Annotated in this window: 23 protein-coding genes; 15 read left to right on the top strand and 8 right to left on the bottom strand. The window is 73.7% G+C overall.

The annotated features are described in order from the left end of the window. The first annotated feature begins 191 nt into the window (after nucleotides 1–191). From rapZ to BLU42_RS11630, 11 genes are all read left to right on the top strand, one after another. Entirely contained in the window at nucleotides 192–1,061 is an 870-nt protein-coding gene (gene rapZ / locus BLU42_RS11680) for an RNase adapter RapZ (protein ID WP_269458037.1), read from the top strand. Nucleotides 1,062–1,079: 18 nt separating this feature from the next. After that, nucleotides 1,080–2,087 (top strand): gluconeogenesis factor YvcK family protein, encoded by a 1,008-nt coding sequence (locus tag BLU42_RS11675; RefSeq protein ID WP_407940177.1) that lies wholly within the window; start codon nucleotides 1,080–1,082, stop codon nucleotides 2,085–2,087. An 85-nt stretch (nucleotides 2,088–2,172) separates the two neighbouring features. After that, nucleotides 2,173–3,153 (top strand): DNA-binding protein WhiA, encoded by a 981-nt coding sequence (gene whiA / locus BLU42_RS11670; RefSeq protein ID WP_091074577.1) that lies wholly within the window; start codon nucleotides 2,173–2,175, stop codon nucleotides 3,151–3,153. Between the two features lie 37 nt (nucleotides 3,154–3,190). Further along, entirely contained in the window at nucleotides 3,191–4,306 is a 1,116-nt protein-coding gene (locus tag BLU42_RS11665) for a Gfo/Idh/MocA family protein (protein ID WP_091074576.1), read from the top strand. Between the two features lie 148 nt (nucleotides 4,307–4,454). Continuing rightward, nucleotides 4,455–5,459: a type I glyceraldehyde-3-phosphate dehydrogenase gene (gene gap / locus BLU42_RS11660; protein WP_091074575.1), complete on the top strand. Its 1,005-nt coding sequence runs from the start codon at nucleotides 4,455–4,457 to the stop codon at nucleotides 5,457–5,459. A 133-nt stretch (nucleotides 5,460–5,592) separates the two neighbouring features. Next, on the top strand, nucleotides 5,593–6,780 hold the full coding sequence (locus BLU42_RS11655) for a phosphoglycerate kinase (protein ID WP_091074574.1): 1,188 nt from the start codon (nucleotides 5,593–5,595) through the stop codon (nucleotides 6,778–6,780). A gap of 87 nt (nucleotides 6,781–6,867) precedes the next feature. After that, nucleotides 6,868–7,638 carry a triose-phosphate isomerase gene (gene tpiA / locus BLU42_RS11650; RefSeq protein WP_091080249.1) on the top strand — a complete coding sequence of 257 codons (771 nt, stop codon included), beginning with the start codon at nucleotides 6,868–6,870 and terminating at the stop codon, nucleotides 7,636–7,638. A gap of 157 nt (nucleotides 7,639–7,795) precedes the next feature. Continuing rightward, nucleotides 7,796–8,041, top strand: a complete 246-nt coding sequence (secG, locus tag BLU42_RS11645) for a preprotein translocase subunit SecG (protein ID WP_091074573.1) — start codon at nucleotides 7,796–7,798, stop codon at nucleotides 8,039–8,041. Nucleotides 8,042–8,163: 122 nt separating this feature from the next. Next, nucleotides 8,164–8,523 (top strand): RNA polymerase-binding protein RbpA, encoded by a 360-nt coding sequence (locus BLU42_RS11640; RefSeq protein ID WP_091074572.1) that lies wholly within the window; start codon nucleotides 8,164–8,166, stop codon nucleotides 8,521–8,523. Between the two features lie 2 nt (nucleotides 8,524–8,525). Beyond that, entirely contained in the window at nucleotides 8,526–8,930 is a 405-nt protein-coding gene (locus tag BLU42_RS11635) for a hypothetical protein (protein WP_091074571.1), read from the top strand. 62 nt (nucleotides 8,931–8,992) lie between these two features. Then, nucleotides 8,993–9,601 carry a Pr6Pr family membrane protein gene (locus BLU42_RS11630; protein WP_197680421.1) on the top strand — a complete coding sequence of 203 codons (609 nt, stop codon included), beginning with the start codon at nucleotides 8,993–8,995 and terminating at the stop codon, nucleotides 9,599–9,601. Nucleotides 9,602–9,635: 34 nt separating this feature from the next. Here the strand turns inward: BLU42_RS11630 and pgl are convergent, their stop codons facing one another. The 3 genes from pgl to tkt form a co-directional block, all read right to left on the bottom strand. Further along, nucleotides 9,636–10,388 carry a 6-phosphogluconolactonase gene (gene pgl, locus BLU42_RS11625; protein ID WP_091074570.1) on the bottom strand — a complete coding sequence of 251 codons (753 nt, stop codon included), beginning with the start codon at nucleotides 10,386–10,388 and terminating at the stop codon, nucleotides 9,636–9,638. A 91-nt stretch (nucleotides 10,389–10,479) separates the two neighbouring features. Further along, entirely contained in the window at nucleotides 10,480–11,634 is a 1,155-nt protein-coding gene (gene tal, locus BLU42_RS11620) for a transaldolase (RefSeq protein ID WP_091074569.1), read from the bottom strand. 48 nt (nucleotides 11,635–11,682) lie between these two features. After that, a complete protein-coding gene (tkt, locus tag BLU42_RS11615; protein ID WP_172825788.1) occupies nucleotides 11,683–13,896 on the bottom strand; it encodes a transketolase in 2,214 nt (737 codons plus the stop codon). A gap of 289 nt (nucleotides 13,897–14,185) precedes the next feature. Here tkt and BLU42_RS11610 point away from each other — a divergent pair, with 289 nt between their 5' ends. Together BLU42_RS11610 and denD are read left to right on the top strand one after the other, a co-directional pair. After that, nucleotides 14,186–15,148 carry a heme o synthase gene (locus tag BLU42_RS11610; RefSeq protein ID WP_091074567.1) on the top strand — a complete coding sequence of 321 codons (963 nt, stop codon included), beginning with the start codon at nucleotides 14,186–14,188 and terminating at the stop codon, nucleotides 15,146–15,148. 12 nt (nucleotides 15,149–15,160) lie between these two features. Further along, nucleotides 15,161–16,150: a D-erythronate dehydrogenase gene (denD, locus tag BLU42_RS11605; RefSeq protein ID WP_091074566.1), complete on the top strand. Its 990-nt coding sequence runs from the start codon at nucleotides 15,161–15,163 to the stop codon at nucleotides 16,148–16,150. Nucleotides 16,151–16,159: 9 nt separating this feature from the next. Here the strand turns inward: denD and BLU42_RS11600 are convergent, their stop codons facing one another. After that, nucleotides 16,160–16,774, bottom strand: coding sequence for an HD domain-containing protein (locus tag BLU42_RS11600; protein WP_091074565.1), 615 nt, complete (start codon nucleotides 16,772–16,774; stop codon nucleotides 16,160–16,162). An 89-nt stretch (nucleotides 16,775–16,863) separates the two neighbouring features. Here BLU42_RS11600 and BLU42_RS11595 point away from each other — a divergent pair, with 89 nt between their 5' ends. Next, nucleotides 16,864–17,394, top strand: a complete 531-nt coding sequence (locus tag BLU42_RS11595) for a 2'-5' RNA ligase family protein (RefSeq protein WP_091074564.1) — start codon at nucleotides 16,864–16,866, stop codon at nucleotides 17,392–17,394. A 3-nt stretch (nucleotides 17,395–17,397) separates the two neighbouring features. Here the strand turns inward: BLU42_RS11595 and BLU42_RS11590 are convergent, their stop codons facing one another. Further along, entirely contained in the window at nucleotides 17,398–18,909 is a 1,512-nt protein-coding gene (locus BLU42_RS11590) for a DEAD/DEAH box helicase (RefSeq protein ID WP_091074563.1), read from the bottom strand. Nucleotides 18,910–19,168: 259 nt separating this feature from the next. Between BLU42_RS11590 and BLU42_RS11585 the strand changes: the two genes are divergently transcribed. Then, entirely contained in the window at nucleotides 19,169–19,768 is a 600-nt protein-coding gene (locus BLU42_RS11585) for an antibiotic biosynthesis monooxygenase (RefSeq protein ID WP_091074562.1), read from the top strand. On the opposite strand, the gene BLU42_RS11580 is transcribed toward BLU42_RS11585, so the two are convergent. Genes BLU42_RS11580 through BLU42_RS11570 form a run of 3 tightly spaced genes read right to left on the bottom strand, consistent with a single transcriptional unit; the run spans nucleotide 19,737 to nucleotide 22,214 of the window. Beyond that, complete coding sequence (locus tag BLU42_RS11580) at nucleotides 19,737–20,705, bottom strand: COX15/CtaA family protein (protein ID WP_231918107.1); 969 nt, start codon at nucleotides 20,703–20,705, stop codon at nucleotides 19,737–19,739. The two genes, BLU42_RS11585 and BLU42_RS11580, sit on opposite strands and share 32 nt — an antisense overlap. A gap of 19 nt (nucleotides 20,706–20,724) precedes the next feature. Continuing rightward, the gene (locus BLU42_RS11575) at nucleotides 20,725–21,498 is read right to left on the bottom strand and encodes an ABC transporter permease (protein WP_091074561.1); all 774 of its coding nucleotides are present in this window, start codon (nucleotides 21,496–21,498) and stop codon (nucleotides 20,725–20,727) included. Then, a complete protein-coding gene (locus BLU42_RS11570) occupies nucleotides 21,495–22,214 on the bottom strand; it encodes an ABC transporter ATP-binding protein (RefSeq protein WP_172825787.1) in 720 nt (239 codons plus the stop codon). Before BLU42_RS11570 ends, BLU42_RS11575 begins: the two co-directional genes overlap by 4 nt. Nucleotides 22,215–22,280 lie beyond the last annotated feature (66 nt).

The raw sequence follows: 22,280 nt of genomic DNA, 5'->3' as shown, positions 1-22,280 counted from the left end.
TCGGAGCGCGGTCTCGGGAGTGCCCCCGCGGCTCCGTCGTGGTGTTGGCGCTGCCCACGGCCACTTCCTGCGGGGTGGTCGGCGCGCGGGGCCTGCGTGAGCGTCCGCTCGGACGGATAATGGGCGGCGTGAGCACAGAGACGGCGACCGCCCCCACGCCGCCCATCGACGAACGCGCCGCCCTGACCGACGTGACCGCGACCGAGGTCGCGCCCCTGCGCCTGGTCGTGGTGAGCGGCATGTCCGGCGCAGGTCGGTCGACGACGGCCGACAACCTCGAGGACCTCGGCTGGTACGTGGTCGACAACCTGCCGCCGAGCGTGCTGCCCGACGTCTGCGACGAGGCCCGCCGGACCGGCATCCGGCAGCTCGCGGTGGTGCTCGACGTGCGGACGCGCTCGTTCTTCGAGCAGCTGCCGACGATGTTCGCCGAGCTCAAGGAGGCCGGCACGGTCCCCGAGATCGTCTACGTCGAGGCCTCCGACGACGTCATCGTGCGGCGCCAGGAGTCGGTCCGCCGGCCGCACCCGCTCCAGGGCGACGGGCGCCTGCTGGACGGCATCCACCGCGAGCGCGAGCTCCTGGCCACGCTCCGCGCGGCGGCCGACCTGGTCATCGACACCTCCTCGCTGAACGTGCACCAGCTCGGCTCGCGGATCACGCACGCGTACGGCGGCCCGGACCACGCGCTGCGGGTGACGGTGCTGTCGTTCGGCTTCAAGAACGGCATCCCGCTCGACGCGGACATGATCTTCGACGTGCGCTTCCTGCCCAACCCGCACTGGGTGCCCGAGCTGCGCCCGCAGACCGGGCTGAGCGCGCCGGTGAGCGCGTACGTGCTGGGCCAGCCGGGCGCCGAGCCCTTCCTCGACTCGCTCGAGCAGGTGCTGGAGACGGTCTCGCAGGGCTACCTGCACGAGGGCAAGCGCTTCGCCACGATCGGCATCGGCTGCACCGGCGGCAAGCACCGCAGCACGGCCATCTCCGAGGAGCTGGCCCGGCGGCTGCGGGCCGACGGCCTGCCCACCACGGTGCTGCACCGCGACCTGGGCCGGGAGTGAGCCGGGCATGATGCGGGGGTGAGCGACCGCATGAGAGCGCCGGGGGCGGTGCGCGCGCCGGTGCGGCTGCACGGGCGTCCGCTGGTCGAGCGGCGCCCGGCGGTGGTCGCCTTCGGCGGCGGCCACGGGCTCTCCGCCTCGCTCTCGGCGCTGCGGCGGGTCACCGACCGCCTCACCGCGATCGTCACCGTCGCCGACGACGGCGGTTCCTCGGGCCGGCTGCGCCGCGAGCTCGGCTGCCTGCCGCCCGGCGACCTGCGCATGGCCCTGGCCGCCCTGTGCGGCGACGACGAGTCCGGTCGCACCTGGGCCGACGTGCTGCAGTACCGCTTCCAGTCCCCGGGCCCGCTCGGCGACCACGCCATCGGCAACCTGCTGATCGCCGGCCTGTGGGAGCGGCTCGGCGACCCGGTCGCCGGGCTCGACATGGTCGCCCGCCTGCTGGGCTGCACCGGCCGCGTGCTGCCGATGGCCTCGGTGCCCCTCGAGATCGAGGCCGACGTCATCGGGCTGTCGGCCGAGCACCCGGACGAGGTCTCCTCCGTCCGCGGCCAGGCGCGCGTGGCGAAGACGACGGGGGAGGTGTGCTCGGTCCACCTGCTCCCCGAGGACCCGCCGGCCTGCCCCGAGTCGGTCGACGCCGTGCTCGCCGCCGACTGGGTGGTGCTCGGGCCGGGGTCGTGGTTCACCTCGGTGATCCCGCACCTGCTGGTCCCGCAGCTCGCCGAGGCGATCGAGACCACCTCGGCCAAGCGCGTGCTGGTGCTCAACCTGGAGCCGGCGGAGGAGACCGCGGGCTTCTCGGCGGCCAAGCACATCGAGCTGCTCGCCGACCACGCGCCCAAGCTCCGCCTGGACGTCGTCCTGGCCGACAGCGGCTTCGCCTCCGAGGACCCGCACCTGCCGGCCTGGGCCGACTCCCTGGGTGCGGAGCTCGCCCTCGCCGACCTCGCGGTGCGCGACGGCTCACCGCGCCACGACCCGCTCCGGCTGGCGTCGGCGTACGCCGAGATCATGGGCGTCTGAGCGCTCCCTACCACCCGCCCGGCCCGTCTTTTCGTCCGTCCCGGGACGGGGAGGGGTGCGTGACAGCCGTGGCATAGTTCCCCGCATGGCGATGACGGCGCAGGTGAAGGCGGAGCTCGCGACCGTCAAGGTCACCAAGCCGTGCTGCCGCAAGTCCGAGGTCGCGGCCATGCTGCGCTTCGCCAACGGCCTGCACGTGGTGAGCGGCAAGATCGTGATCGAGGCCGAGCTCGACACCGGTGCCGCGGCCCGGCGCCTGCGGACCGAGATCGCCGACGTCTTCGGCCACAGCAGCGACCTCGTCGTCGTCAACGGCAACGGGCTGCGCCGGGGCACGCGCTACGTCGTCCGCGTGGTCAAGGACGGCGACGCCCTCGCCCGCCAGACCGGGCTCGTCGACTCCAAGGGCCGCCCGGCCCGTGGGCTCCCGGCCCAGGTCGTCAGCGGCGGGACCTGCGACTGCGTCGCCGCGTGGCGGGGCGCCTTCCTCGCCCACGGCTCGCTGACCGAGCCCGGCCGCTCCATGGCCCTCGAGGTGACCTGCCCCGGCCCGGAGGCCGCGCTCGCCCTCGTCGGCGCCGCCCGCCGCCTCGGGATCCCGGCCAAGGCCCGCGAGGTGCGGGCGGTCGACCGCGTCGTGGTGCGCGACGGCGACGCGATCGCCGCGCTGCTGACCCACCTCGGCGCCCACGACTCCCTGATGGCCTGGGAGGAGCGCCGGATGCGGCGCGAGGTCCGCGCCTCGGCCAACCGGCTCGCCAACTTCGACGACGCGAACCTGCGCCGCTCGGCCCGTGCGGCCGTCGCCGCGGGCGCCCGGGTGGAGCGGGCCCTCGAGATCCTCGGCGACGACGTCCCCGAGCACCTCAAGGTCGCCGGCCACCTCCGCGTCGAGCACCAGCAGGCCAGCCTCGAGGAGCTGGGTCAGCTGCACACCCCGCAGCTGACCAAGGACGCGGTGGCCGGACGCATCCGGCGCCTGCTGGCCACGGCCGACAAGAAGGCCGCCGAGCTCGGCATCCCGAACACCGAGGCCTCGCTCACCTCGGACATGCTCGAGGACTGAGCCGGACGCGGTCGACGAGACCGGGCAGGCGTAGGCCGTGACGAACCCGACGGTGCCGCCGAACCGCCCGGTGCGGGTCGTGCAGGTCGGTGCCGGCGGCATGGGCCGGACGTGGCTCCGCACCCTCGCGGCGGACCCCGACGTCGAGCTCGTCGGCCTCGTCGACCTGGACGAGGCCACCGCCCGCCGGGCCGCGGACGAGGAGGGCCACGCCGGGGTGCCGGTGGCCACCGCGTACGACCGGCTGGCGGTCGAGCCGCCCGACGTCCTGCTGAACGTGACCGTCCCGGGCGCGCACCACGCCGTCTCCTCGGCGGCCCTGCGCGCCGGGATGACCGTGCTGAGCGAGAAGCCGCTCGCGCCGACCGTCGCCGAGGGGCTGTCGCTGGCGGCGGCCTCGGAGGTCGCGGGCCGCCTGCTCGTCGTCTCGCAGTCGCGCCGCTACTTCCGCCACCTCGCGGCCCTGCGGCGCCAGCTCGCCGAGCTCGGCCCGGTCGCCTCGCTCGGCTGCGCGTTCTTCCGGGCGCCGCACTTCGGCGGCTTCCGCGAGGAGATGGAGCAGCCGCTCCTCGTCGACATGGCGATCCACCAGCTCGACCTCGCCCGCGACCTGGCCGGCAGCGAACCGGTGTCGGTCTACTGCGAGAGCCACAACCCCGCGTGGAGCTGGTTCGCCGGCGACGCCTCGGCGGAGGTCGTCGTGGCCTTCGCGTCCGGCGCCCGCTTCACCTTCTCCGGCAGCTGGTGCGCCCCGGGTCTGGAGACCTCCTGGAACGGGCGCTGGCGGGTCGGCGCCGAGGGCGGGAGCGCGGTCTGGGACGGCGACGGCGTGCCGGTGGCGGAGCGGCTCGACGGGACGCCCGTCCCGGCGGTCGTGGGGGAGGAGCCCGAGGAGACGGCCGGTGCGCTCGCCGAGCTCGTCGCGGCGCTCCGGCACGGAGGTGTGCCGTCGGGCGAGGTGCACGCGAACGTGATGAGCCTGGCGGTGGTCGAGGCCGCCGTGCTGTCGGCCCGGGACGGTCGCCGCGTGCAGCTGGCCGAGGTCCTCGAGGCCGCGTACGCGACCGCGCTGGCCGACGAGCGGGACGCGGCGGTGCGCGAACGGCTCCGGTCCTGGTCGCCGGTGCACGACGTCGTCGGCCGGCCCGCGTGACCTTGATCATGTGACCACTGGGCGTACCAGGTGCCCATCTGGTATCAGACCAGTGGGCGAGCGGTCGTAACGCGGGAGAAACGACTTCGTTATCGTGGGGACGAGCCCGGCAAGGGCTTGCTGGACCACCCTGTGAGGAGAACGCTTCATGACCGTGCGTGTCGGCATCAACGGCTTCGGCCGGATCGGGCGCAACTTCTTCCGCGCCGTCCAGGCCTCCGGGGCGGACATCGAGGTCGTCGCCTTCAACGACCTCGGTGACGACGCCACCCAGGCCCACCTGCTCAAGTACGACTCGATCCTCGGCCGCCTCGGCCAGGACGTGGCCGTCGTCGACGGCGGCATCCAGGTCGGCGACTCGCTGATCAAGTCCTTCGCCGAGCGCGACCCCGCCAAGCTCCCCTGGGGCGAGGTCGGCGCCGACGTCGTGATCGAGTCGACCGGCTTCTTCACCGACGGCACCAAGGCCAAGGCCCACCTCGACGGCGGCGCCAAGAAGGTCATCATCTCGGCTCCGGCCAAGAACGACGACTTCACCGTCGTCATGGGCGTCAACGACGGCGACTACGACGCCGCGGCGCACAACATCATCAGCAACGCCTCCTGCACGACGAACTGCCTCGCGCCGATGGCCAAGGTCATCGACGACGAGTTCGGCATCGTCAAGGGCCTGATGACGACGATCCACGCCTACACCCAGGACCAGAACCTGCAGGACGGCCCGCACAGCGACCTCCGTCGCGCGCGCGCCGCCGCCCTCAACATCGTGCCGACCTCGACCGGTGCGGCCAAGGCCATCGGTCTCGTCCTCCCGCAGCTCAAGGGCAAGCTCGACGGCTACGCGCTGCGCGTGCCGGTCCCCACGGGTTCGGCCACCGACCTCACCATCGAGGTCGGCCGCGAGACGACGGTCGACGAGGTCAACGCGGCCGTCAAGGCGGCGGCCGAGGGCGCGCTCAAGGGCTACCTCAAGTACACGACCGACCCGATCGTGTCGTCCGACATCGTCACCGACCCGAGCTCCTGCATCTTCGACTCGGGCCTGACCAAGGTCATCGGCAACCAGGTCAAGGTCGTCGGCTGGTACGACAACGAGTGGGGCTACTCCAACCGCCTCGTCGACCTCGTGAGCCTGGTCGGCAAGTCGCTCTGACCTCACGCACGTCCCGTCCCGAGCCCGTCGAACACGTCTTCGGCGGGCTCGGGCCACGTCTGGGGCGTCCCCGCCGGGGAGCGCCCGAGGTGCCTCAACCCATGTGCCTGACCGCACGCGAAGGAGTCCGCAGATGAAGTCCGTCGCCGACCTGGGGGACCTGCGCGGCAAGCGCGTCCTCGTCCGCTGCGACCTGAACGTCCCGCTCGACGGGGGCACCATCACCGACGACGGCCGCATCCGCGCCTCCGTCCCGACGCTCACGCAGCTGCGCGACGCCGGCGCCAAGGTCGTCGTGATGGCCCACCTCGGCCGGCCCAAGGGTCAGGTGAACCCCCAGTACTCGCTGGCGCCGGCCGCCGCGCGGCTCGGCGAGCTGCTCGGGACCGACGTGCGCCTCGCCGAGGACGTGGTCGGGCCGTCGGCCGCCGAGATCGTCGCCGGCCTCGGCGACGGCGAGGTGGCCATGCTCGAGAACGTCCGCTACGAGCCGGCCGAGGAGTCCAAGGTCGACGCCGAGCGCGCCGAGCTGGCCCAGAAGTACGCCTCCTTCGGCGACGTCTTCGTCTCCGACGGCTTCGGCGTCGTGCACCGCAAGCAGGCCAGCGTCTACGACGTGGCCCAGCTCCTCCCCAACGCCGCCGGCGGCCTCGTGCTCGCCGAGGTCGAGGTGCTGCGCCGCCTCACCGAGTCGCCCGAGCGCCCGTACGCCGTCGTCCTCGGCGGCGCCAAGGTGTCGGACAAGCTGGCGGTCATCGACAACCTGCTGAGCACCGCCGACACGCTGCTCGTCGGCGGCGGCATGGTCTTCACGTTCCTCGCCGCGCAGGGCCACGAGGTCGGCACCAGCCTGCTGGAGCGCGACCAGATCGACGTCGTGAAGGGCTACCTGGAGCGCGCCCAGGCCGACGGCAAGCGCATCGTGCTCCCGACCGACATCGTCGTGGCGCCGGAGTTCAAGGCCGACGCCCCGCCGACCGTCGTCGCGGCCGACGCGATGCCCGCCGACCAGCTCGGCCTCGACATCGGCCCCGAGTCGGGCGCGGCCTTCGCCGAGGTCATCGCCTCCTCGAGGACGGTCTTCTGGAACGGCCCGATGGGCGTCGCCGAGTGGGTGCCGTTCGCCGAGGGCACGCGGGCCGTGGCCAAGGCGCTCACCGAGGTCGACGGGCTCTCGGTCGTCGGTGGTGGCGACTCCGCCGCGGCCGTGCGCGACCTCGGCTTCGCCGACGACGACTTCGGCCACATCTCCACCGGCGGCGGCGCGAGCCTGGAGTACCTGGAGGGCAAGTCCCTCCCGGGCCTCGCCGTGCTCGGCTGACCGCCGCCCGCATTCGTACGCAGCACCCGCCGTACCCCGCCGCACGACCCAACTGACGAAGGACACCCTGTGCCCCGCACGCCGCTGATGGCCGGCAACTGGAAGATGAACCTCAACCACGTCGAGGCGGTGGGCTTCGTGCAGAAGCTCGCCTGGACGCTGGACGACAAGAAGCACGACGCGGCGAAGTCCGAGGTGGTCGTGCTCGTGCCGTTCACCGACCTCCGCTCGGTGCAGACGCTGATCGACGGCGACCGGCTCAAGCTCGCGTACGGCGCCCAGGACCTCTCGGCGCACGACGCCGGGGCCTACACCGGGGAGATCTCGGCGTCGATGCTGGCCAAGCTCGGCTGCCGCTACGTCGCGGTCGGCCACTCGGAGCGGCGCGAGTACCACCACGAGGACGACGCGCTGGTCAACACCAAGGCCCACCTCGCCCTGGCCGCCGGCATCACGCCGATCGTCTGCGTGGGGGAGGGCAAGGACGTCCGCGAGAGCGGCGAGCACGTGGCCCACGTCGTCGCGCAGGTCCGGGCCGGGCTCGCCGGCTTCTCGGCCGAGCAGGTCGCCGGGCTCGTGATCGCCTACGAGCCGGTCTGGGCGATCGGCACCGGCCTGACCGCGACCCCCGAGGACGCGCAGGAGGTCTGCGCCGCGGTGCGGGCGACCGTCGCCGAGCTGTACGCCGAGGACACCGCCGACGCGGTCCGCGTGCTCTACGGCGGCTCGGTCAAGTCCGACAACGTGGCCGCGATCATGGCCCAGCCCGACGTGGACGGCGCCCTCGTGGGCGGCGCGAGCCTCAAGGTCGAGGAGTTCTCGGGCATCGCGCGCTTCTACGACCTGCCCACGCTCTGACCCTGCACGCCTGAGCCCCGACCGCCGGCCCGGCGGGTCCACCATCCTGCGTGGGGACCTTCCGGGCCGTCGCCGTCCCGAGCGGGGTGCCGCCCGTGCAGAGCGGTGGGTCCGGGGCCCGGGCTGGGTTAAACTTCAGCCCGTGCTTGTGCCTCTCATGACCACCCCGATCCTGATCTTCTCGATCGTGCTCGTCATCACGAGCGTGGCGCTGGCCCTGTTCGTCCTGCTCCACAAGGGGCGCGGTGGCGGCCTCTCCGACCTCTTCGGCGGCGGCATCTCGTCGTCGCTCGGCGGGTCGTCGGTCGCCGAGCGCAACCTGGACCGGCTCACGATCATCATCGCGGTGATCTGGCTGGCCTGCATCGTCGCCCTCGGGCTGCTCTACAAGCTCGGTTCCTGAGACGTGGCTGGTGCTGGACCGGCGTGCCGCTCAGCCGTCTCATACTTGACGTCCAAGGATGGGCCTCGCAGGGCGACGTGCACGATGTGCACCTCTGACAACACGGATCGGGGGATCTGACGGTGGCTGGTAGCGGAAGCGCGATCCGGGGCAGCAGGGTCGGGGCAGGGCCGATGGGCGAGGCCGAGCGGGGCGACACCGCACCGCGGCTCTACGTCTCCTACTTCTGCTCGTCCGGGCACGAGACGCGGCCAGCGTTCGCCGCCGACGCGGCGGTGCCGGAGATGTGGGACTGCCCGCGCTGCGGCCTCCCGGCGAACAACGACGCCAAGAACCCGCCGCCGCCGACGAAGAACGAGCCGTACAAGACGCACCTCGCCTACGTGAAGGAGCGTCGCAGCGACGTCGAGGCGGCGACGATCCTCAGCGAGGCGCTCGCGTCGCTGCGCGACCGGCGCGCGCGCGGCGAGGTCATCTACTGAGCGTGCCGCCCCGGCCACCGCGCTACGCGGGCTTGGAGGGGCTCTACCGCGCGGACGCCGTCGAGGTGGCGACCACCACGTTCCTGCACGTCTTCGCGGCGGCCACGGTCGGCAACCCGGTCCGCGAGGGCTCGAAGGTCGACGAGATCGTCGCCTGGCTGGCCGGGGTGCCGTTGAACACCGGCCTGCTGGGCACGGCCGACCTGCACACCTGGCAGCTGCTGCAGCCGTACGTGCTGGAGACGACGTGCCTGTGGGAACAGGCCCGGGTGGCCTCCTGGCGGACCGTCGGCTCCGACCACATGCGGGTCTTCTGCTGCCTGCTCAAGCGCGGCGAGAACGTGCTCGGCTCCGCCGACCCGTACCGCACGATGCGCGAGCTGCTCGACGGGGTCGAGCTGCGCTGAGCACGACCGCCGACCCCCGGACCCACCGCCTCCCGCGGGCGCTGCACGCCGCGGTCGCCCTGGTGGTGGTCGTCTCGCTCGTCGTCCAGCTCGCCCTGCTGCTCTTCGGCGGCACCGACAGCAACACCGGCGACAGCCTGGCAGGGGTCTCGGTCGGCCGGCGGCTGGCCGACTTCCTCAGCTACTTCACCATCCAGAGCAACCTCTTCGTGCTGGCGGCGTCGCTGACGCTGGCCCTCGACCCGGCCCGCGACGGCCGCGTGTGGCGGGTCGTCCGCCTCGACGCGCTGCTCGGCATCTCGATCACCGGCATCGTCTACTGGACGCTGCTGGCGCCGCTGGTCGACCTGTCCGGCTGGGCCCTGGTGGCCGGCATGGGCTTCCACCTCGTCTCGCCCCTGGCCACGGTGGTCTTCTGGGCCCTGGTCGGGCCGCGCCCGCGGATCGCCTGGTCCACGTTCGGCTGGGCCTTCGCCTGGCCGCTGGCCTGGGTCGTCTACACGTTCGTGCGTGGTGCGATCACCGGCTGGTACCCGTACCCCTTCCTCGACGTCTCCGAGGTTGGCTACGGCCCCGCGCTGCTCGCCGTAGGCGGGGTGCTGGTGCTCGGCGTGCTGCTCCTGCTGGTCTTCCGCTGGCTCGACCGCCGGCTGGCGCCCGCGCCGCGCTGACGTCCCGCGCCGAGGTCCCGCCCCCGCGCGGGGACTAGACCTCGACGCGCTCGGCGCCGCCCGGCAGCGTCTCGGGCAGGTCGGCCACGGCCGCCTCGTCGACCAGCCACACGGTCGCCTCCGTGCCCGTGGCGCGGGCGGCCGGCACCGGGTCGGGACCCGTGCCCAGCACGCCCTTCGCGACCGCCTCGGCCTTCTCCGCGCCGCTGACGCAGAACCACACCTGGCGCGAGCGGTTGATGACGTCCATGGTCACGCTGAGGCGCTCGGGCGGGGGCTTGGGGGAGCTCCGGACCGCGATCACGGTGCCGGGCGCGTCCGCGTCGGGGTGGCCGGGGAACAGCGACGCGACGTGCCCGTCGGGGCCCATGCCGAGCAGGCAGACGTCGAAGACCGTCTCGCCGAGCTCACGCGCGTACGCGGCCGCCGCCTCGTCCAGGTCGAGGCCGGCTCCGGAGGCGGGCATCACGTGCAGGTGCGCGTCGTCGAGGCGCAGCGGGCCGCGCAGGGCCTCCACGGTCGCGTCCGCGTTGCGGTCGGCGTCCGCGGCGGGCACGAACCGCTCGTCGCCCCACCACAGGTCCACCCGCGACCAGTCGACGTCGCCCGGGCCGTCGGCGGCGAGCCGCGCGTACGCCTTCGTGGCGATGCCACCGCCGGTCAGGCAGACCTGCGGGGTGCGACCCCGGGCCTGCAGGTCGGCGAGGGTGCGGGTGAGCCGGGAGGCCAGCGCCTCGGCGACGGCGTCGGCGTCGGCGTGGACGACGATCTCGGCAGGGGTGGGCACGGCGGGGCCTCCTGGTGGGGACGAGGGTGTGCGGGGACGAGCAGGGCCGGACGGAGCGTGCGCTCCGTCCGGCCCTCGTGCTGCGTGAGACCTAGTTGTTGGGGTCGTCGACGTCGGTCGACTCGCCCGGCGCCTTGCCCTTCTTCGCGTCGTCGAGCGCCGTCTGGACGGTGTCGACGAGCTCGCCCCACGACTTGTCGAACTTGTCGACGCCCTCGGACTCGAGGACCTCCCACACGTCGTCGAGGTCGACGCCCACGGCCTCCAGCTGGTCGAAGACCTGCGTCGCCTCCTCCTCGGTGCCGCTGACGCGGTCGCCGTTGAGCTCGCCGTGGTCGGCGAAGGCCTGCATCGTCTTCTCCGGCATGGTGTTGACCGTGCCGGCGACCACGAGCTCGGTGACGTAGAGCGTGTCGGGCAGGTCGGGGTTCTTGACCCCGGTGGAGGCCCACAGCGGACGCTGCCGGTTCGCCCCCTTGGCCTCGAGGGCCGCGAAGCGCTCGCCGGCGAACACCTCCTCGTACGCGGCGTAGGCGAGCCGGCCGTTCGCGATGGCCGCCTTGCCCTTGAGCGCGAGGGCCTCGTCGCTGCCGATGGCGTCGAGGCGCTTGTCGACCTCGGAGTCGACGCGGGAGATGAAGAACGACGCCACCGAGTGGATGCCGCTCAGGTCGTGGCCGTTGGCCGAGGCCTGCTCGAGCCCGCTGAGGTAGGCGTCCATCACGGCGCGGTAGCGCTCGAGGGAGAAGATCAGCGTCACGTTCACGCTGATGCCCTCGCCGATCGCGTTGGCGATCGCCGGCAGGCCGGGCTTGGTCGCCGGGATCTTGATCAGCACGTTCGGCCGGTCGACGATCTTCCACAGGTCGGCGGCCTGCGCCGAGGTGCCCTCGGTGTCCATGGCCAGCCCGGGCTCGACCTCGATCGAGACCCGCCCGTCCACACCGTTCGTGGAGTCGTAGACACCCTTGAAGAGGTCGCAGGCGTTGCGGACGTCGTCCGACGTCAGCGTCTTGATCGCGTCGGCCACGGCCGTGTCGCGCGAGGCGAGCTCACGGACCTGGTCGTCGTAGGCGGCCCCGTTCGACAGCGCCGAGGCGAAGATCGTCGGGTTGGTGGTGACGCCGACGACGGAGGAGTCCTTGATCAGGCCCTCGAGGTTGCCGGTCTTGATGCGCTCGCGCGACAGGTCGTCGAGCCAGATGGAGACGCCCTCGTCGGCGAGACCCTTGAGTCGGTCGCTCATGTGCTTGTCCTTCTCGGGATGGGTGGTGCGAGGTGGGTTGAGGGGTGCTCAGCTGATCGTGGCGCCCGCGTCGGGCTCGTGGTCGCCGGTGTTCTTGGGGCCGGCGGCCGCGGCGTGCAGCGGCGCCCCGGCGTCGGAGGCGTGGGCCAGGCTCTCCCGCGCCGCGGCGGCGACGGTCTCGGTGGTGAACCCGAACTCCTTGAACAGCAGCGCACCGTCGGCGCTGGCGCCGTAGTGGTTGATGCTGACGATCCGGCCGGCGTCGCCGACGATGTCGCGCCAGCTGCCCGAGACCCCGGCCTCGACGCTGACCCGCGCCTTGACGGCCGCCGGGATGACCGACTCGCGGTAGGCGTCGTCCTGCTCGTCGAACCACTCGCGGCAGGGCATCGAGACCACGCGCACGGCGACGCCCTCGCCGGCCAGCGCCTCGGCCGCACCGACCGCGAGCTGCACCTCCGAGCCGGTGGCGACGATGATCACCGTCTTGTCCGGGTCGGCCGTGCCGAAGTCCTTCAGCACGTACGCGCCGCGGGCGACGCCCTCGGTCGTGGCGTAGCCGTCGGTGCCGCGCGGCACGATCGGCAGGTTCTGCCGGCTCAGGATGAGCCCGGCGGGCCGGTCCTTGTTCTTGAGGATCGCGGCCCAGGAGGCGGCGGTCTCGTTCGCGTCGGCCGGGCGGACGACGTCGAGGCCCGGGATCAGCCGGAGCGACGACACGTGCTCGATCGGCTGGTGGGTCGGGCCGTCCTCGCCGAGACCGATGGAGTCGTGGGTCCACACGTAGGTGACCGGGACCCGCATCAGGGCCGACAGGCGGACCGCGCCGCGCATGTAGTCGGAGAAGGTCAGGAACGTGCCGCCGTAGGGGCGCGTCCCGCCGTGCACCTTGATGCCGTTGAGGATGGCGCCCATCGCGTGCTCGCGGATGCCGAAGTGCAGCACCCGGCCGTACGGGCCGCCCTTGAACTCCTCGCTCTGACGGTCGGTCGGGAGGAAGCTCGGCTCGCCCTTCGGCGTCGTGTTGTTCGAGCTGGCGAGGTCGGCCGAGCCGCCCCACAGCTCGGGGAGCCTGGGCGCGAGCGCGGTGAGCACGGCGCCCGACGCTGCGCGCGTCGCGACGCCCTTGGGGTCGGCGTCCCAGGTCGGGAGCGCCTCCTCCCAGCCCGGGGTCAGCTCGTCGTCGACCATGCGCTCGTAGAGGGCCTTGCCCTCGGCGTTGGTCTCGGCCCAGGTGTCGAAGCCCTGCTGCCACGCGGCCTGCGCCGCAGCGCCGCGGTCGCGGAGCCCGCGGGTGTGCTCGAGGACCGCGGGGTCGACGTCGAAGGTCTTGTCCGGGTCGAAGCCCAGGACCTTCTTGAGCGCGGCGACCTCGTCCGTGCCGAGCGCGCTGCCGTGCGCGCCCTCGGTGTTCTGCTTGGTGGGCGAGGGCCAGGCGATGATCGTGCGCAGCTGGATGAAGGTCGGCCGGTCGGTGACCTTCCGCCCCTCATCCATCGCGTCGAGGAGCGCCTTGACGTTCTCGCGGTACTCGCCGCCCTCGAGCCAGTCGACGGTCGTGACGTGCCAGCCGTAGGCGGCGTAGCGGGCCGCGGTGTCCTCGGTCAGCGCGATGTCGGTGTGACCCTCGATCGAGATGAAGTTGCGGTCGTAGATCAGCGTGAGGTTGCCGAGGCGCTGGGTGGCGGCGAGCGAGGACGCCTCGCTGCTGATGCCCTCCTCGATGTCGCCGTCGGAGGCCAGGCAGTAGATCTGGTGGTCGAAGATCGACTCGCCCTCGGGCGCGTCGGGGTCGAGCAGGCCGCGCTCGCGGCGGGCGGCCATCGCCATGCCCACCGCGTTGGCGATGCCCTGGCCGAGGGGGCCGGTCGTGATCTCGACGCCGTCGGTGTGGCCGTACTCCGGGTGGCCCGGGGTCTTGGAGCCCCAGGTGCGCAGCGCCTCGATGTCCTCGAGCTCCAGGCCCCAGCCGCCCATGAACAGCTGGAGGTAGAGCGAGATGCTCGAGTGGCCGCAGGAGAGCACGAAGCGGTCGCGGCCCGGCCAGTGCGGCTCGGCCGGGTTGTGACGCATGACCTTCTGGAAGAGCAGGTACGCGACCGGGGCGAGGCTGATCGCCGTCCCGGGGTGCCCGTTGCCCACCTTCTGCACCGCGTCGGCGGCCAGGACGCGGATGGTGTCCACGGCCTTGGTGTCGAGGTCGGTCCACCCCTCCGGGAAGATGTCGTCCTGGGTCGGGGAGGTGGTCTGGGTGTCGGTCACGAGCGATCCTTCCGGGATGCGAGCAGCAGGCGGGCGCCGACCGCGGTTGCGCCGGCGACTCCGACCCCCCGACCTTATCGAGCGGGGTGCGTCACAGCACAGGGCCTACCCGCGTGGACACCGACCACTCACCACGACGTCCCCGACCTGTCGTGCGGGCGTCACCGCCCGTACGACGTAGACCACACCGCGCAGGCCTGGGGAGCGGGGGCCGGCCGTCCTACGCTGGCGGGGCACACGCACCGCCGTCCGGTGGGTCGACGGTGCCCGACGTGAGAGAGTTCAACCTGTGAGCGCCCTGGACCTGACCGGCGACGCCGCCGCGGCGGGTGGCTCGGCCGCCGAGGAGCGCGACGCAGCCCGGACCACGGCGCGCGACGTCCTCTCCGCGTACGTCAACCTGACCAAGCCGCGGATCATCGAGCTCCTGCTGGTGACGACCGTGCCGGCGATGTTCCTCGCAGCACGTGGGGTCCCGCCGCTCGCGCTCGTCGCGCTCACCATGCTCGGCGGCTGCTTCGCGGCGGCCAGCGCCAACGTCTTCAACTGCGTCCTCGACCGCGACATCGACGAGCGCATGCGCCGTACGCGGCGCCGTGCGCTGCCGCGCCACATGGTCGGGCCGCGCGCGGCCACGGTGTTCGGCGCCGTGCTCGGCGTCGCCGCCACCCTCGTGCTGGGCCTCGGCGTCAACTGGCTCTCCGCCGGGCTCGCCCTCGGGGCCAACGCGTTCTACGTCTTCGTCTACACGATGCTGCTCAAGCGCCGCACCCCCCAGAACATCGTCTGGGGCGGGATCGCCGGCTGCTTCCCGCCGCTGATCGGCTGGACCGCGGTGACCGGCCAGATCGCGCTGGCGCCGTTCGTGCTGTTCGCGATCGTCTTCTTCTGGACCCCGCCGCACACCTGGGCGCTGGCCTTCCGCTACCGCGCCGACTACGCCGCGGCCGACGTGCCGATGCTGCCGGTCGTGCGCTCCGCGCCCGCGGTCGCCCGCCAGATCCTGGTCTACAGCGTCGTGACCGTGCTGGTCTCCCTCGCGCTGTGGCCCGTCGCCCAGACCGGGTGGCTCTACCCCTCGGTCGCCGGAATCGCCGGGCTGGTCTTCCTCGTCGAGGCGGTGCAGCTCTACAACCGGGCCCGCGCCGGCCTGACCGACGCCGCGCTGCGCCCGATGCGGCTCTTCCACTGGTCGAACTCCTACCTCGCCCTGGTCTTCGTCGCCGCCGCGGTCGACCCGCTGCTGCGCTGAGCGGGGACGGGCGTGCACGTCCTGGTCACCGGCGCGGCCGGCATGCTCGGCCGCAAGCTCGTCGCGCGGCTGGTGGGTGACGGTTCGCTGGGGGAGGCCGCGGTCGAGCACCTCACGCTGACCGACGTCGTCGCCCCGACGGCACCCGACGGGTTCGCCGGCACGGTGGACCTGGTCGCCGCCGACCTGGCCGCGGACGGGGTCGCCGACCGACTCGTGGCCGGGCGTCCCGACGTCGTCTTCCACCTCGCCGCCGTCGTCTCCGGCCAGGCCGAGACCGACCTCGACCTCGGCTACCGCGTCAACCTCGACGGGACGCGCGCCCTACTCGACGCGGTCCGCACGTCGCACGAGACCGAGGGCCGCACGCCGCGCCTGGTGCTCACGTCCTCCATCGCCGTCTACGGGGCGCCGCTGCCGCTGCCGATCCCCGAGGACTTCCACCAGACGCCGCTGACCTCGTACGGGACGCAGAAGGCGATCGGCGAGCTGCTGCTGGCCGACTGGACGCGGCGCGGCTTCTGCGACGGCGTCGGGGTCCGGCTGCCGACGGTCTGCATCCGTCCGGGCGCGCCGAACGCGGCCGCGAGCGGGTTCTTCTCCTCGATCCTGCGCGAGCCCCTGGTGGGGCAGGAGGCGGTGCTGCCGGTCCCGGAGACGGTGCGGCACTGGTTCGCCTCGCCGCGCTCGGCCGTCGACTTCCTGGTGCGCGCGGCGACGCTCGACACCGCCCTCGTGGGGCCGCGCCGGACGCTGTCCATGCCCGGGCTCAGCGCCACCGTGGGCGAGCAGCTGGAGGCGCTGCGGCGGGTCGCGGGGGAGCGGGCCGTACGCCTCGTCCGGCACGAGCCGGACCCTGCCGTGATGCGCATCGTCGAGACCTGGGCCGGGGCGCTCGACGCCTCGCGGGCCGAGGGGCTGGGGTTCAGGGCCGAGACGTCGTTCGACGAGATCATCCGCGCGCACGTCGAGGACGAGCTCGGGGGCGTCCTGCCGGGCTGAGGCAGCGCGCTACCGCGCCGCCGCACGCCCTTCGTGCGGGTGGTGCGCCAGCTTCGAGAGCAGCCCGCCGTCGACGAGCCGTCGCGCTGCCGTGCCGGGCTTGCGGGCCGCCTGGTCGCTCACCTGCCTCCCGAACTCCTCGGCGAGGGTCAGGCGCGGGTGGCGCGTCAGCACCGCGTCCACGAGGTCGTCCGGCAGCGCGTCGGGGCGTGCGCCGCTGATGTCCAGGCCCGTCGCCACCTCGAGCAGGTGCCCCTCGACGTCGACGGCCGGGTCCACGGACGGCCAGTTGTGCCGCACGACGACCTCGAGCGCCCGCCGGCGGCGCTCGGCGGGCCAGCCGGCGCCGGCGGTCAGCGCCACGGCGACCTGGCCCCCGGCCTCCTCGTAGGAGAGCGCGACGTTGTCGTAGGCCTCGACCAGGCCGATGTCGTGCAGCACGGCCGCGGTCCGGAGCAGCTCGTGGTCGACGCCGTGGCGGTCCTCGAGCAGGGCGAAGGCCTCCGCCCACAGCCATGAGCGGAGCACGTGGTTGAGCAGCGCCGGCGTGTGGCAGGCCGTGGCGAGCTCGAGGGCCGCCCTCGTCGCCGGTGTCTCGGGCGCACGGAGGTCCTGCAGGCGCATGCGGTCATCGTCGCAGGGGGACGGTGCCACCCGTACGCTCCGGGCGTGGGATCTCCGACGAGTGGGGCCGTGGTCGGCCCGGGTGCCGCGTGACGCAGTCGGTCGAGCTGCTGCTCGACGCCGCGTCGGAGGCGGCCGTGCTGGCCGAGTGGGACCGCCTGGCGGAGGCGTCGCTGCCGACCGAGCGACGTGTCGATCCCAGCCCGACGCACCGCCCGCACGTGACGTTGTGGGCGGGCGCGCAGGTGGCCGCCGAGGTGGACGCGGCGCTGCCGGCGCTCGTGGGCGGGCTCGCGCTGCCCCTCCGGCTGGGCGCGCTGCTGGTCTTCGGACCGCGGCGCGGACGGCTGGTGGTGGTGCGGCAGGTCGTGGTGAGCGCCGCGCTGCTCGCGCTCCAGGCCCGCGTGGCCGCCGCGTGCGGCGTCGAGGACGACAGCCACTTCGCGCCCGGGCGCTGGACCCCGCACGTGACCCTCGCGCGCCGGGTGCCTGTGGAGGAGCTCGGCGCGGTGGTGCAGGCGCTGGGTGAGGTCGACGACCTGGAGACCGTCGTCGGCGCCTGCCGCCGCTGGGACGGCGACGCGAAGGTCGCGTGGACCCTCGCGCCGCCGGGACCCTAGGGCTTAGCGGCGGCCCTTGCTGCTGAACGAGGCGGCGGAGTGCGAGGAGCCACCGCTGGTCGTGGAGTAGGCGAGCGCGCTGCCCGACCCGCTCCCCGAACCGCCACCGGTACGACGACCGGCCGGACGGGCGGTGCCGCGGCCCTTGGCGGCCGGGGCGGCGCTGCGCGCGGGACGACCGCTGCCGCGACCGCTCGGCTGCGCCGCGGCCTTGGGCGGGCCGCCACCGCTGCCGCTGCCGCTGCCGCCACGACGGCGACCGCCGCCACCGTTGCCGCCGCTGCGCGGGCGGGACTCGCCCGCACCGCTGTCGCTCGAGACGGCGACGGTGAGGCCGCCGGGGAGGCTGCGCTCGCCCGGCGCGAGCTCGCTGAGGACGGGGTCGTGGGTGCCCTGGACGCGGCTGGTCGTCGGCGAGATGCCGGCGGCCTTGGTCAGCGAACGCACCTCGCGCAGCTGCTCGCCGGTGGCCAGCGTGACGACGGTGCCGTCGCTGCCCGCGCGGGCCGTACGCCCGGAGCGGTGCGTGTAGGCCTTGTGCTCGACGGGCGGGTCGGCGTGGACGACGAGGGCCACGTCGTCGACGTGGATCCCGCGGGCGGCGATGTCGGTCGCGACGAGGGTCGTGGCTCTGCCGCTGTGGAAGGCGTCCATGTTCCGCGTACGGGCGTTCTGGCTCAGGTTGCCGTGCAGGTCGACCGTCGGGATGCCCTTGGCGTTGAGCTGGCGGGCGAGTGCCTTGGCGCCGTGCTTGGTGCGGGTGAAGACGACCGTGCGGCCCGGCGCGCTGGCCAGGTCGGCGAGCACGCCGAAGCGCTGCTCGCGGTCCACGTGCAGGACGTGGTGGGTCATGGTCGAGACCGGGGACTGCGCCGAGTCGGCCTCGTGCACGACGGCGTCGTGGAGGAAGCGCTTCACGAGCACGTCGACCTGCGCGTCGAGCGTGGCCGAGAACAGCAGGCGCTGGCCGTCGCGCGGCGTCTGGTCGAGCAGGCGGCGGACGACCGGGAGGAAGCCCAGGTCGGCCATGTGGTCGGCCTCGTCGATGATCGTGACCTCGATGCCGCCGAGCGAGGCGTGGCCCTGCTTGACGAGGTCCTCGAGGCGCCCGGGACAGGCGATGACGATGTCGACGCCCTTGCGCAGCGCGGTGACCTGCGGGCCCTGGCTGACACCGCCGAAGACGGTGCGGGAGGTGAGGCCGGTGGTGGCGGCGAGCGGCGCGAGCGCCGCCTCGATCTGGCCGACGAGCTCACGCGTGGGGGCCAGGATCAGGGCCCGAGGAGCGCCCGGCCGGCGGCGCGGCGAGGTCGCCGACAGGCGGGCGACCAGGGGCAGCAGGAAGGCGTACGTCTTGCCGGAGCCCGTGCGGCCGCGGCCGAGGACGTCGCGCCCGGCGAGGGAGTCGGGCAGCGTGGCGGCCTGGATGGGGGTGGGGGTGGTGATGTCGCGCTCGGCGAGGACGCCGACGAGGGACGCGGGCACGCCGAGCGTGCTGAAGTCGTGCTGGGTCAAGGAGATCCGTCCGTGGTTTCCCGCCGACACCCGGCCCGAGCTCTTCTCGGAGGCGCCACGCACGGAGCCCGAGGGCTACGACGTGCGGACTGCTTGCGGCAGGAGTGGAAGCAAGCTGATGGAACCAGCATAGCGGCCGCCCAGACGGTTGAAGCGGCAAGCACCCCACAGGTCACGCGAGTCACACCGGCGGGAGGTGGACGACGTCCCCCGAACGGCGGATTACACGCCCGTCATCTGCGCGGGCTTCACTGGGCGCGTGCAGCACGTCCAGCAGACTCCCGAGCAGCCCATCACCGTCGCCGTGGAGCGCCGCGTCGACGCCCACCGGCAGGCCGAGGCGCTGGCCTGGGTGCAGACCGGGACGAGCCTCGCGAGCCGGATGCCCGGCTACCTCGGCTCGGGCTGGGTGCGGGCCGACGCGTCCTCGTCGCTCTGGTACACGCTCTACCGCTTCGCCGACGCCGCGTCGCTGGCCGCCTGGGAGTCCTCCGCCGAGCGCCGTTGGTGGCTCCGGACGGGGGAGGAGTTCGTGCACGACGCGCGCACCGAGCGGCGTACGGGGATCGAGGGCTGGTTCGACGTGCCGACGTCGGCGCTGGTCGACGCCGGTGAGGACGAGGCCGCCCGGCCGGTCGCCCCGGCGCGCTGGAAGCAGGCGGTGACGATCTGGCTCGGCTTCTTCCCGACCAACCTCGTCTTCACGCTGCTGGTCTCGCTGCTGCCGGTGTGGGGCACGGTGCCGATCGCCCTGCGCGTGCTGATCACCACCGTCGTGCTGACGCCGGTGATGACCTACGTCGTGCTGCCCTTCGTCACCGCACGGCTCAGGCCGTGGCTCGAGCCTCGAGCGCGCTGAGGGGACGCCGCAGGGCGAGCAGCAGGTTCGTCGCCGCGGCGACGGAGAGCGAGGCGCCGAGCAGGTGCAGCGCGACCAGCGGCACCGGCACGCCGAGGTGGTACTGCGTCAGCCCGATGACGGCCTGGAAGACCTCGACCGCCAGCAGCAGGAGCACCGGCAGGCTGCGGCTGAAGACCAGGCAGACGACCGTCGCGGCCATCGTGACCCAGACCGCCGCCGCGTGCAGGTGGGCGAGCGTGCCGCCGTCGAGGCCGTTGCGGACCGCGTCGAGGTCACCGGCGTGCGGGCCGCTGCCCGTCACGACGGTGCCGAGCCAGACCGCGACGACCATGCCGACGAACGTCACCCGCGTCGCGACCCGGGCCAACGGCTGGACCACAGTGGTGCGACGGGCCGGCCACGTCACGCGGACCAGCCCGGTCGCCAGCCCGACCAGCGCCATCGAGACCAGGAAGTGCAGGCCCACGACCCACGGGTTGAGGTGGGTGAGGACGCTGATGCCGCCGATGACGATCTGCGCGGGGATGCCCAGCAGCAGGCCGCCGGCCAGCCAGCGCACGTCGCGACGCCGGCCGCCGCGGACCTCGAGGCGGGCCTTGTCGCGCAGGCGCAGGGCGGTGATCCAGGTGAGGGCGACGACGACCACCAGGACGAAGGTCAGCAGCCGGTTGCCGAACTCGATCGCGCCGTGGATCCCCAGCTCGGGGTGCGTGACGAAGGAGTCCTCGCTGCACCGGGGCCAGGTGGGGCAGCCCATCCCGGAGGCGGTCAGCCGGACGAGACCCCCGGTGACGACGATGACCACGTTGATCGCCAGGGCCGCGACCGCCCAGCGGCGCATCGCGGTCGGTCCGGTCACCAGCCGGAGCACGGGCTCCCAGGGCGCGGTGCGCGTCCGGTCGTCCGGCGCCGGTCGCAGCTCGGTCGCGGTCATCGGTCCCTCCTCGGGCACGTCATGCGGTCCACCGGAACCCCCGCCGGGCGGCGAGGACGGCCACGACCAGCCAGGCGAGCAGCACGGCGAAGGTCCAGGCCAGGACCGTACCCGCGGCGCCCGCGCGCAGGCCCTCGCCGAGCGCGGCCGTGGGGAGCGCGTCGACCACCGGCCGCAGCACCGCGGGGTAGCGCGCGACCGGGACGACGAGCCCGCCGCCGACCAGCAGCACGACGTAGACGAGGTTGGCCACGGCGAGCGTCGCCTCGGCCCGCAGGCGTCCGGCGAGCAGCAGCGCCAGGCCGACGAAGGCCGCCGCGCCGAGCACGACCAGGGCGAGCGAGGCGAGCAGCGACCCCGCGGTGTACGCCGGGCGCCAACCGAGCGCGAGGGCCACCACGCCGAGCACCACCAGCTGGCCGGCCAGCACGAGCACGACGGCCAGCGCCTTGCCGAGCAGCAGGCCGGGACGCCCGAGCGGGGTGGCGGCGAGGCGCTCGAGGACGCCGTAGCGACGCTCGAAGCCGGTGGCGATGGCCGTCGACGTGAACGCCGAGGACCACACGGCGAGCGCGAGCACAGACGGGGCGGCCTGGGCCAGCGGCACGAACCGCTCCCGGGTCAGCGCCGAGAGGACGAGGATCGCGAGCGGGATGACCAGCGCGAGCAGCAGCTGCTCGCCGTTGCGCACCAGCAGCCGGAACTCGGTGAGCGCGTGGGCCCGGACCCGCCGCCCGGCGGGCGCGGCGCCCGGGGCGGGGCGCAGGTCGAGCGTCGTGCCGCCCGCGCTCATCCGACGACCCCGTGGGTGCGGGTGAGGAAGACGTCCTCGAGGCTCTGGCCCGTGCTGGTCAGCTCCGCGACGGTCCCGGACGCGGCGACGCGGCCGCGGTCGATCATCCAGACCTGGTCGGCGAGCGCCTCGGCCTCGTCCATCGCGTGCGTGGTCAGCACCACCGACACCCCGGCCGCCCGCAGCTCGCGCAGCAGCTCCCAGGTCGCGCGTCGCGCGTGCGGGTCCATCCCGGCCGTCGGCTCGTCGAGGAAGACCAGCGACGGGCGGCCGACGAGCGCGCCGGCGAGGTTCACGGCCTGCTGCTGCCCGCCGGAGAGGCGCCGGTAGGGCGTGCGGGCGTACGCGCCGATCCCCAGCCGGGCGACGAGGGCGTCGACGTCCTGCGGGTGGGCGTACAGGGAGGCGAGGTAGCGCAGCAGCTCACCGGCCCGGATGCCCGACCAGGCGCCGGTGCTCTGGGGCATCAGGCCGACGGCGGCCGTGACCTCCGGGTCGCCGGGCGCGTGGCCGAGGACCGCGACCGACCCGGCGTCGGGGCGGACGAGGCCGGTGCAGCAGCGCAGGAGGGTGGTCTTGCCGGCACCGTTCGGGCCGAGGACGGCGGTCAGGTGCCCGGCCCGGGCGGTCAGGGCCAGCGCGTCGAGCACCACGGCGCCGCCGAGGCGCACGGTGAGGTCGCGCACCTCCAGCGCGCACGCGGTCGGGCTGGCCACGGGTCGAGTCTAGGGCGGCCCACCGTCACATCCGCCCTGGTGAGGGAGGGGTCACAGCCGCCCGCG

The sequence above is a fragment of the Microlunatus sagamiharensis genome (genome assembly GCF_900105785.1).
Lineage (GTDB): Bacteria > Actinomycetota > Actinomycetes > Propionibacteriales > Propionibacteriaceae > Microlunatus > Microlunatus sagamiharensis.
The sequence above is the reverse complement of the archived record's forward strand: the minus strand, read 5'-3'. Positions and strand labels throughout refer to the sequence as shown.

Coding starts and splice junctions, on each gene's coding strand:
- BLU42_RS11655 (WP_091074574.1), top strand. CDS start 5,593: ATGAAGTCCGTCGCCGACCTGGGGGACCTGCGCGGCAAGCGCGTCCTC.
- BLU42_RS11575 (WP_091074561.1), bottom strand. CDS start 21,498: ATGAGCGCGGGCGGCACGACGCTCGACCTGCGCCCCGCCCCGGGCGCC.
- whiA (WP_091074577.1), top strand. CDS start 2,173: ATGGCGATGACGGCGCAGGTGAAGGCGGAGCTCGCGACCGTCAAGGTC.
- tal (WP_091074569.1), bottom strand. CDS start 11,634: ATGAGCGACCGACTCAAGGGTCTCGCCGACGAGGGCGTCTCCATCTGG.
- tpiA (WP_091080249.1), top strand. CDS start 6,868: ATGGCCGGCAACTGGAAGATGAACCTCAACCACGTCGAGGCGGTGGGC.
- secG (WP_091074573.1), top strand. CDS start 7,796: ATGACCACCCCGATCCTGATCTTCTCGATCGTGCTCGTCATCACGAGC.
- BLU42_RS11580 (WP_231918107.1), bottom strand. CDS start 20,705: ATGACCGCGACCGAGCTGCGACCGGCGCCGGACGACCGGACGCGCACC.
- gap (WP_091074575.1), top strand. CDS start 4,455: ATGACCGTGCGTGTCGGCATCAACGGCTTCGGCCGGATCGGGCGCAAC.
- BLU42_RS11600 (WP_091074565.1), bottom strand. CDS start 16,774: ATGCGCCTGCAGGACCTCCGTGCGCCCGAGACACCGGCGACGAGGGCG.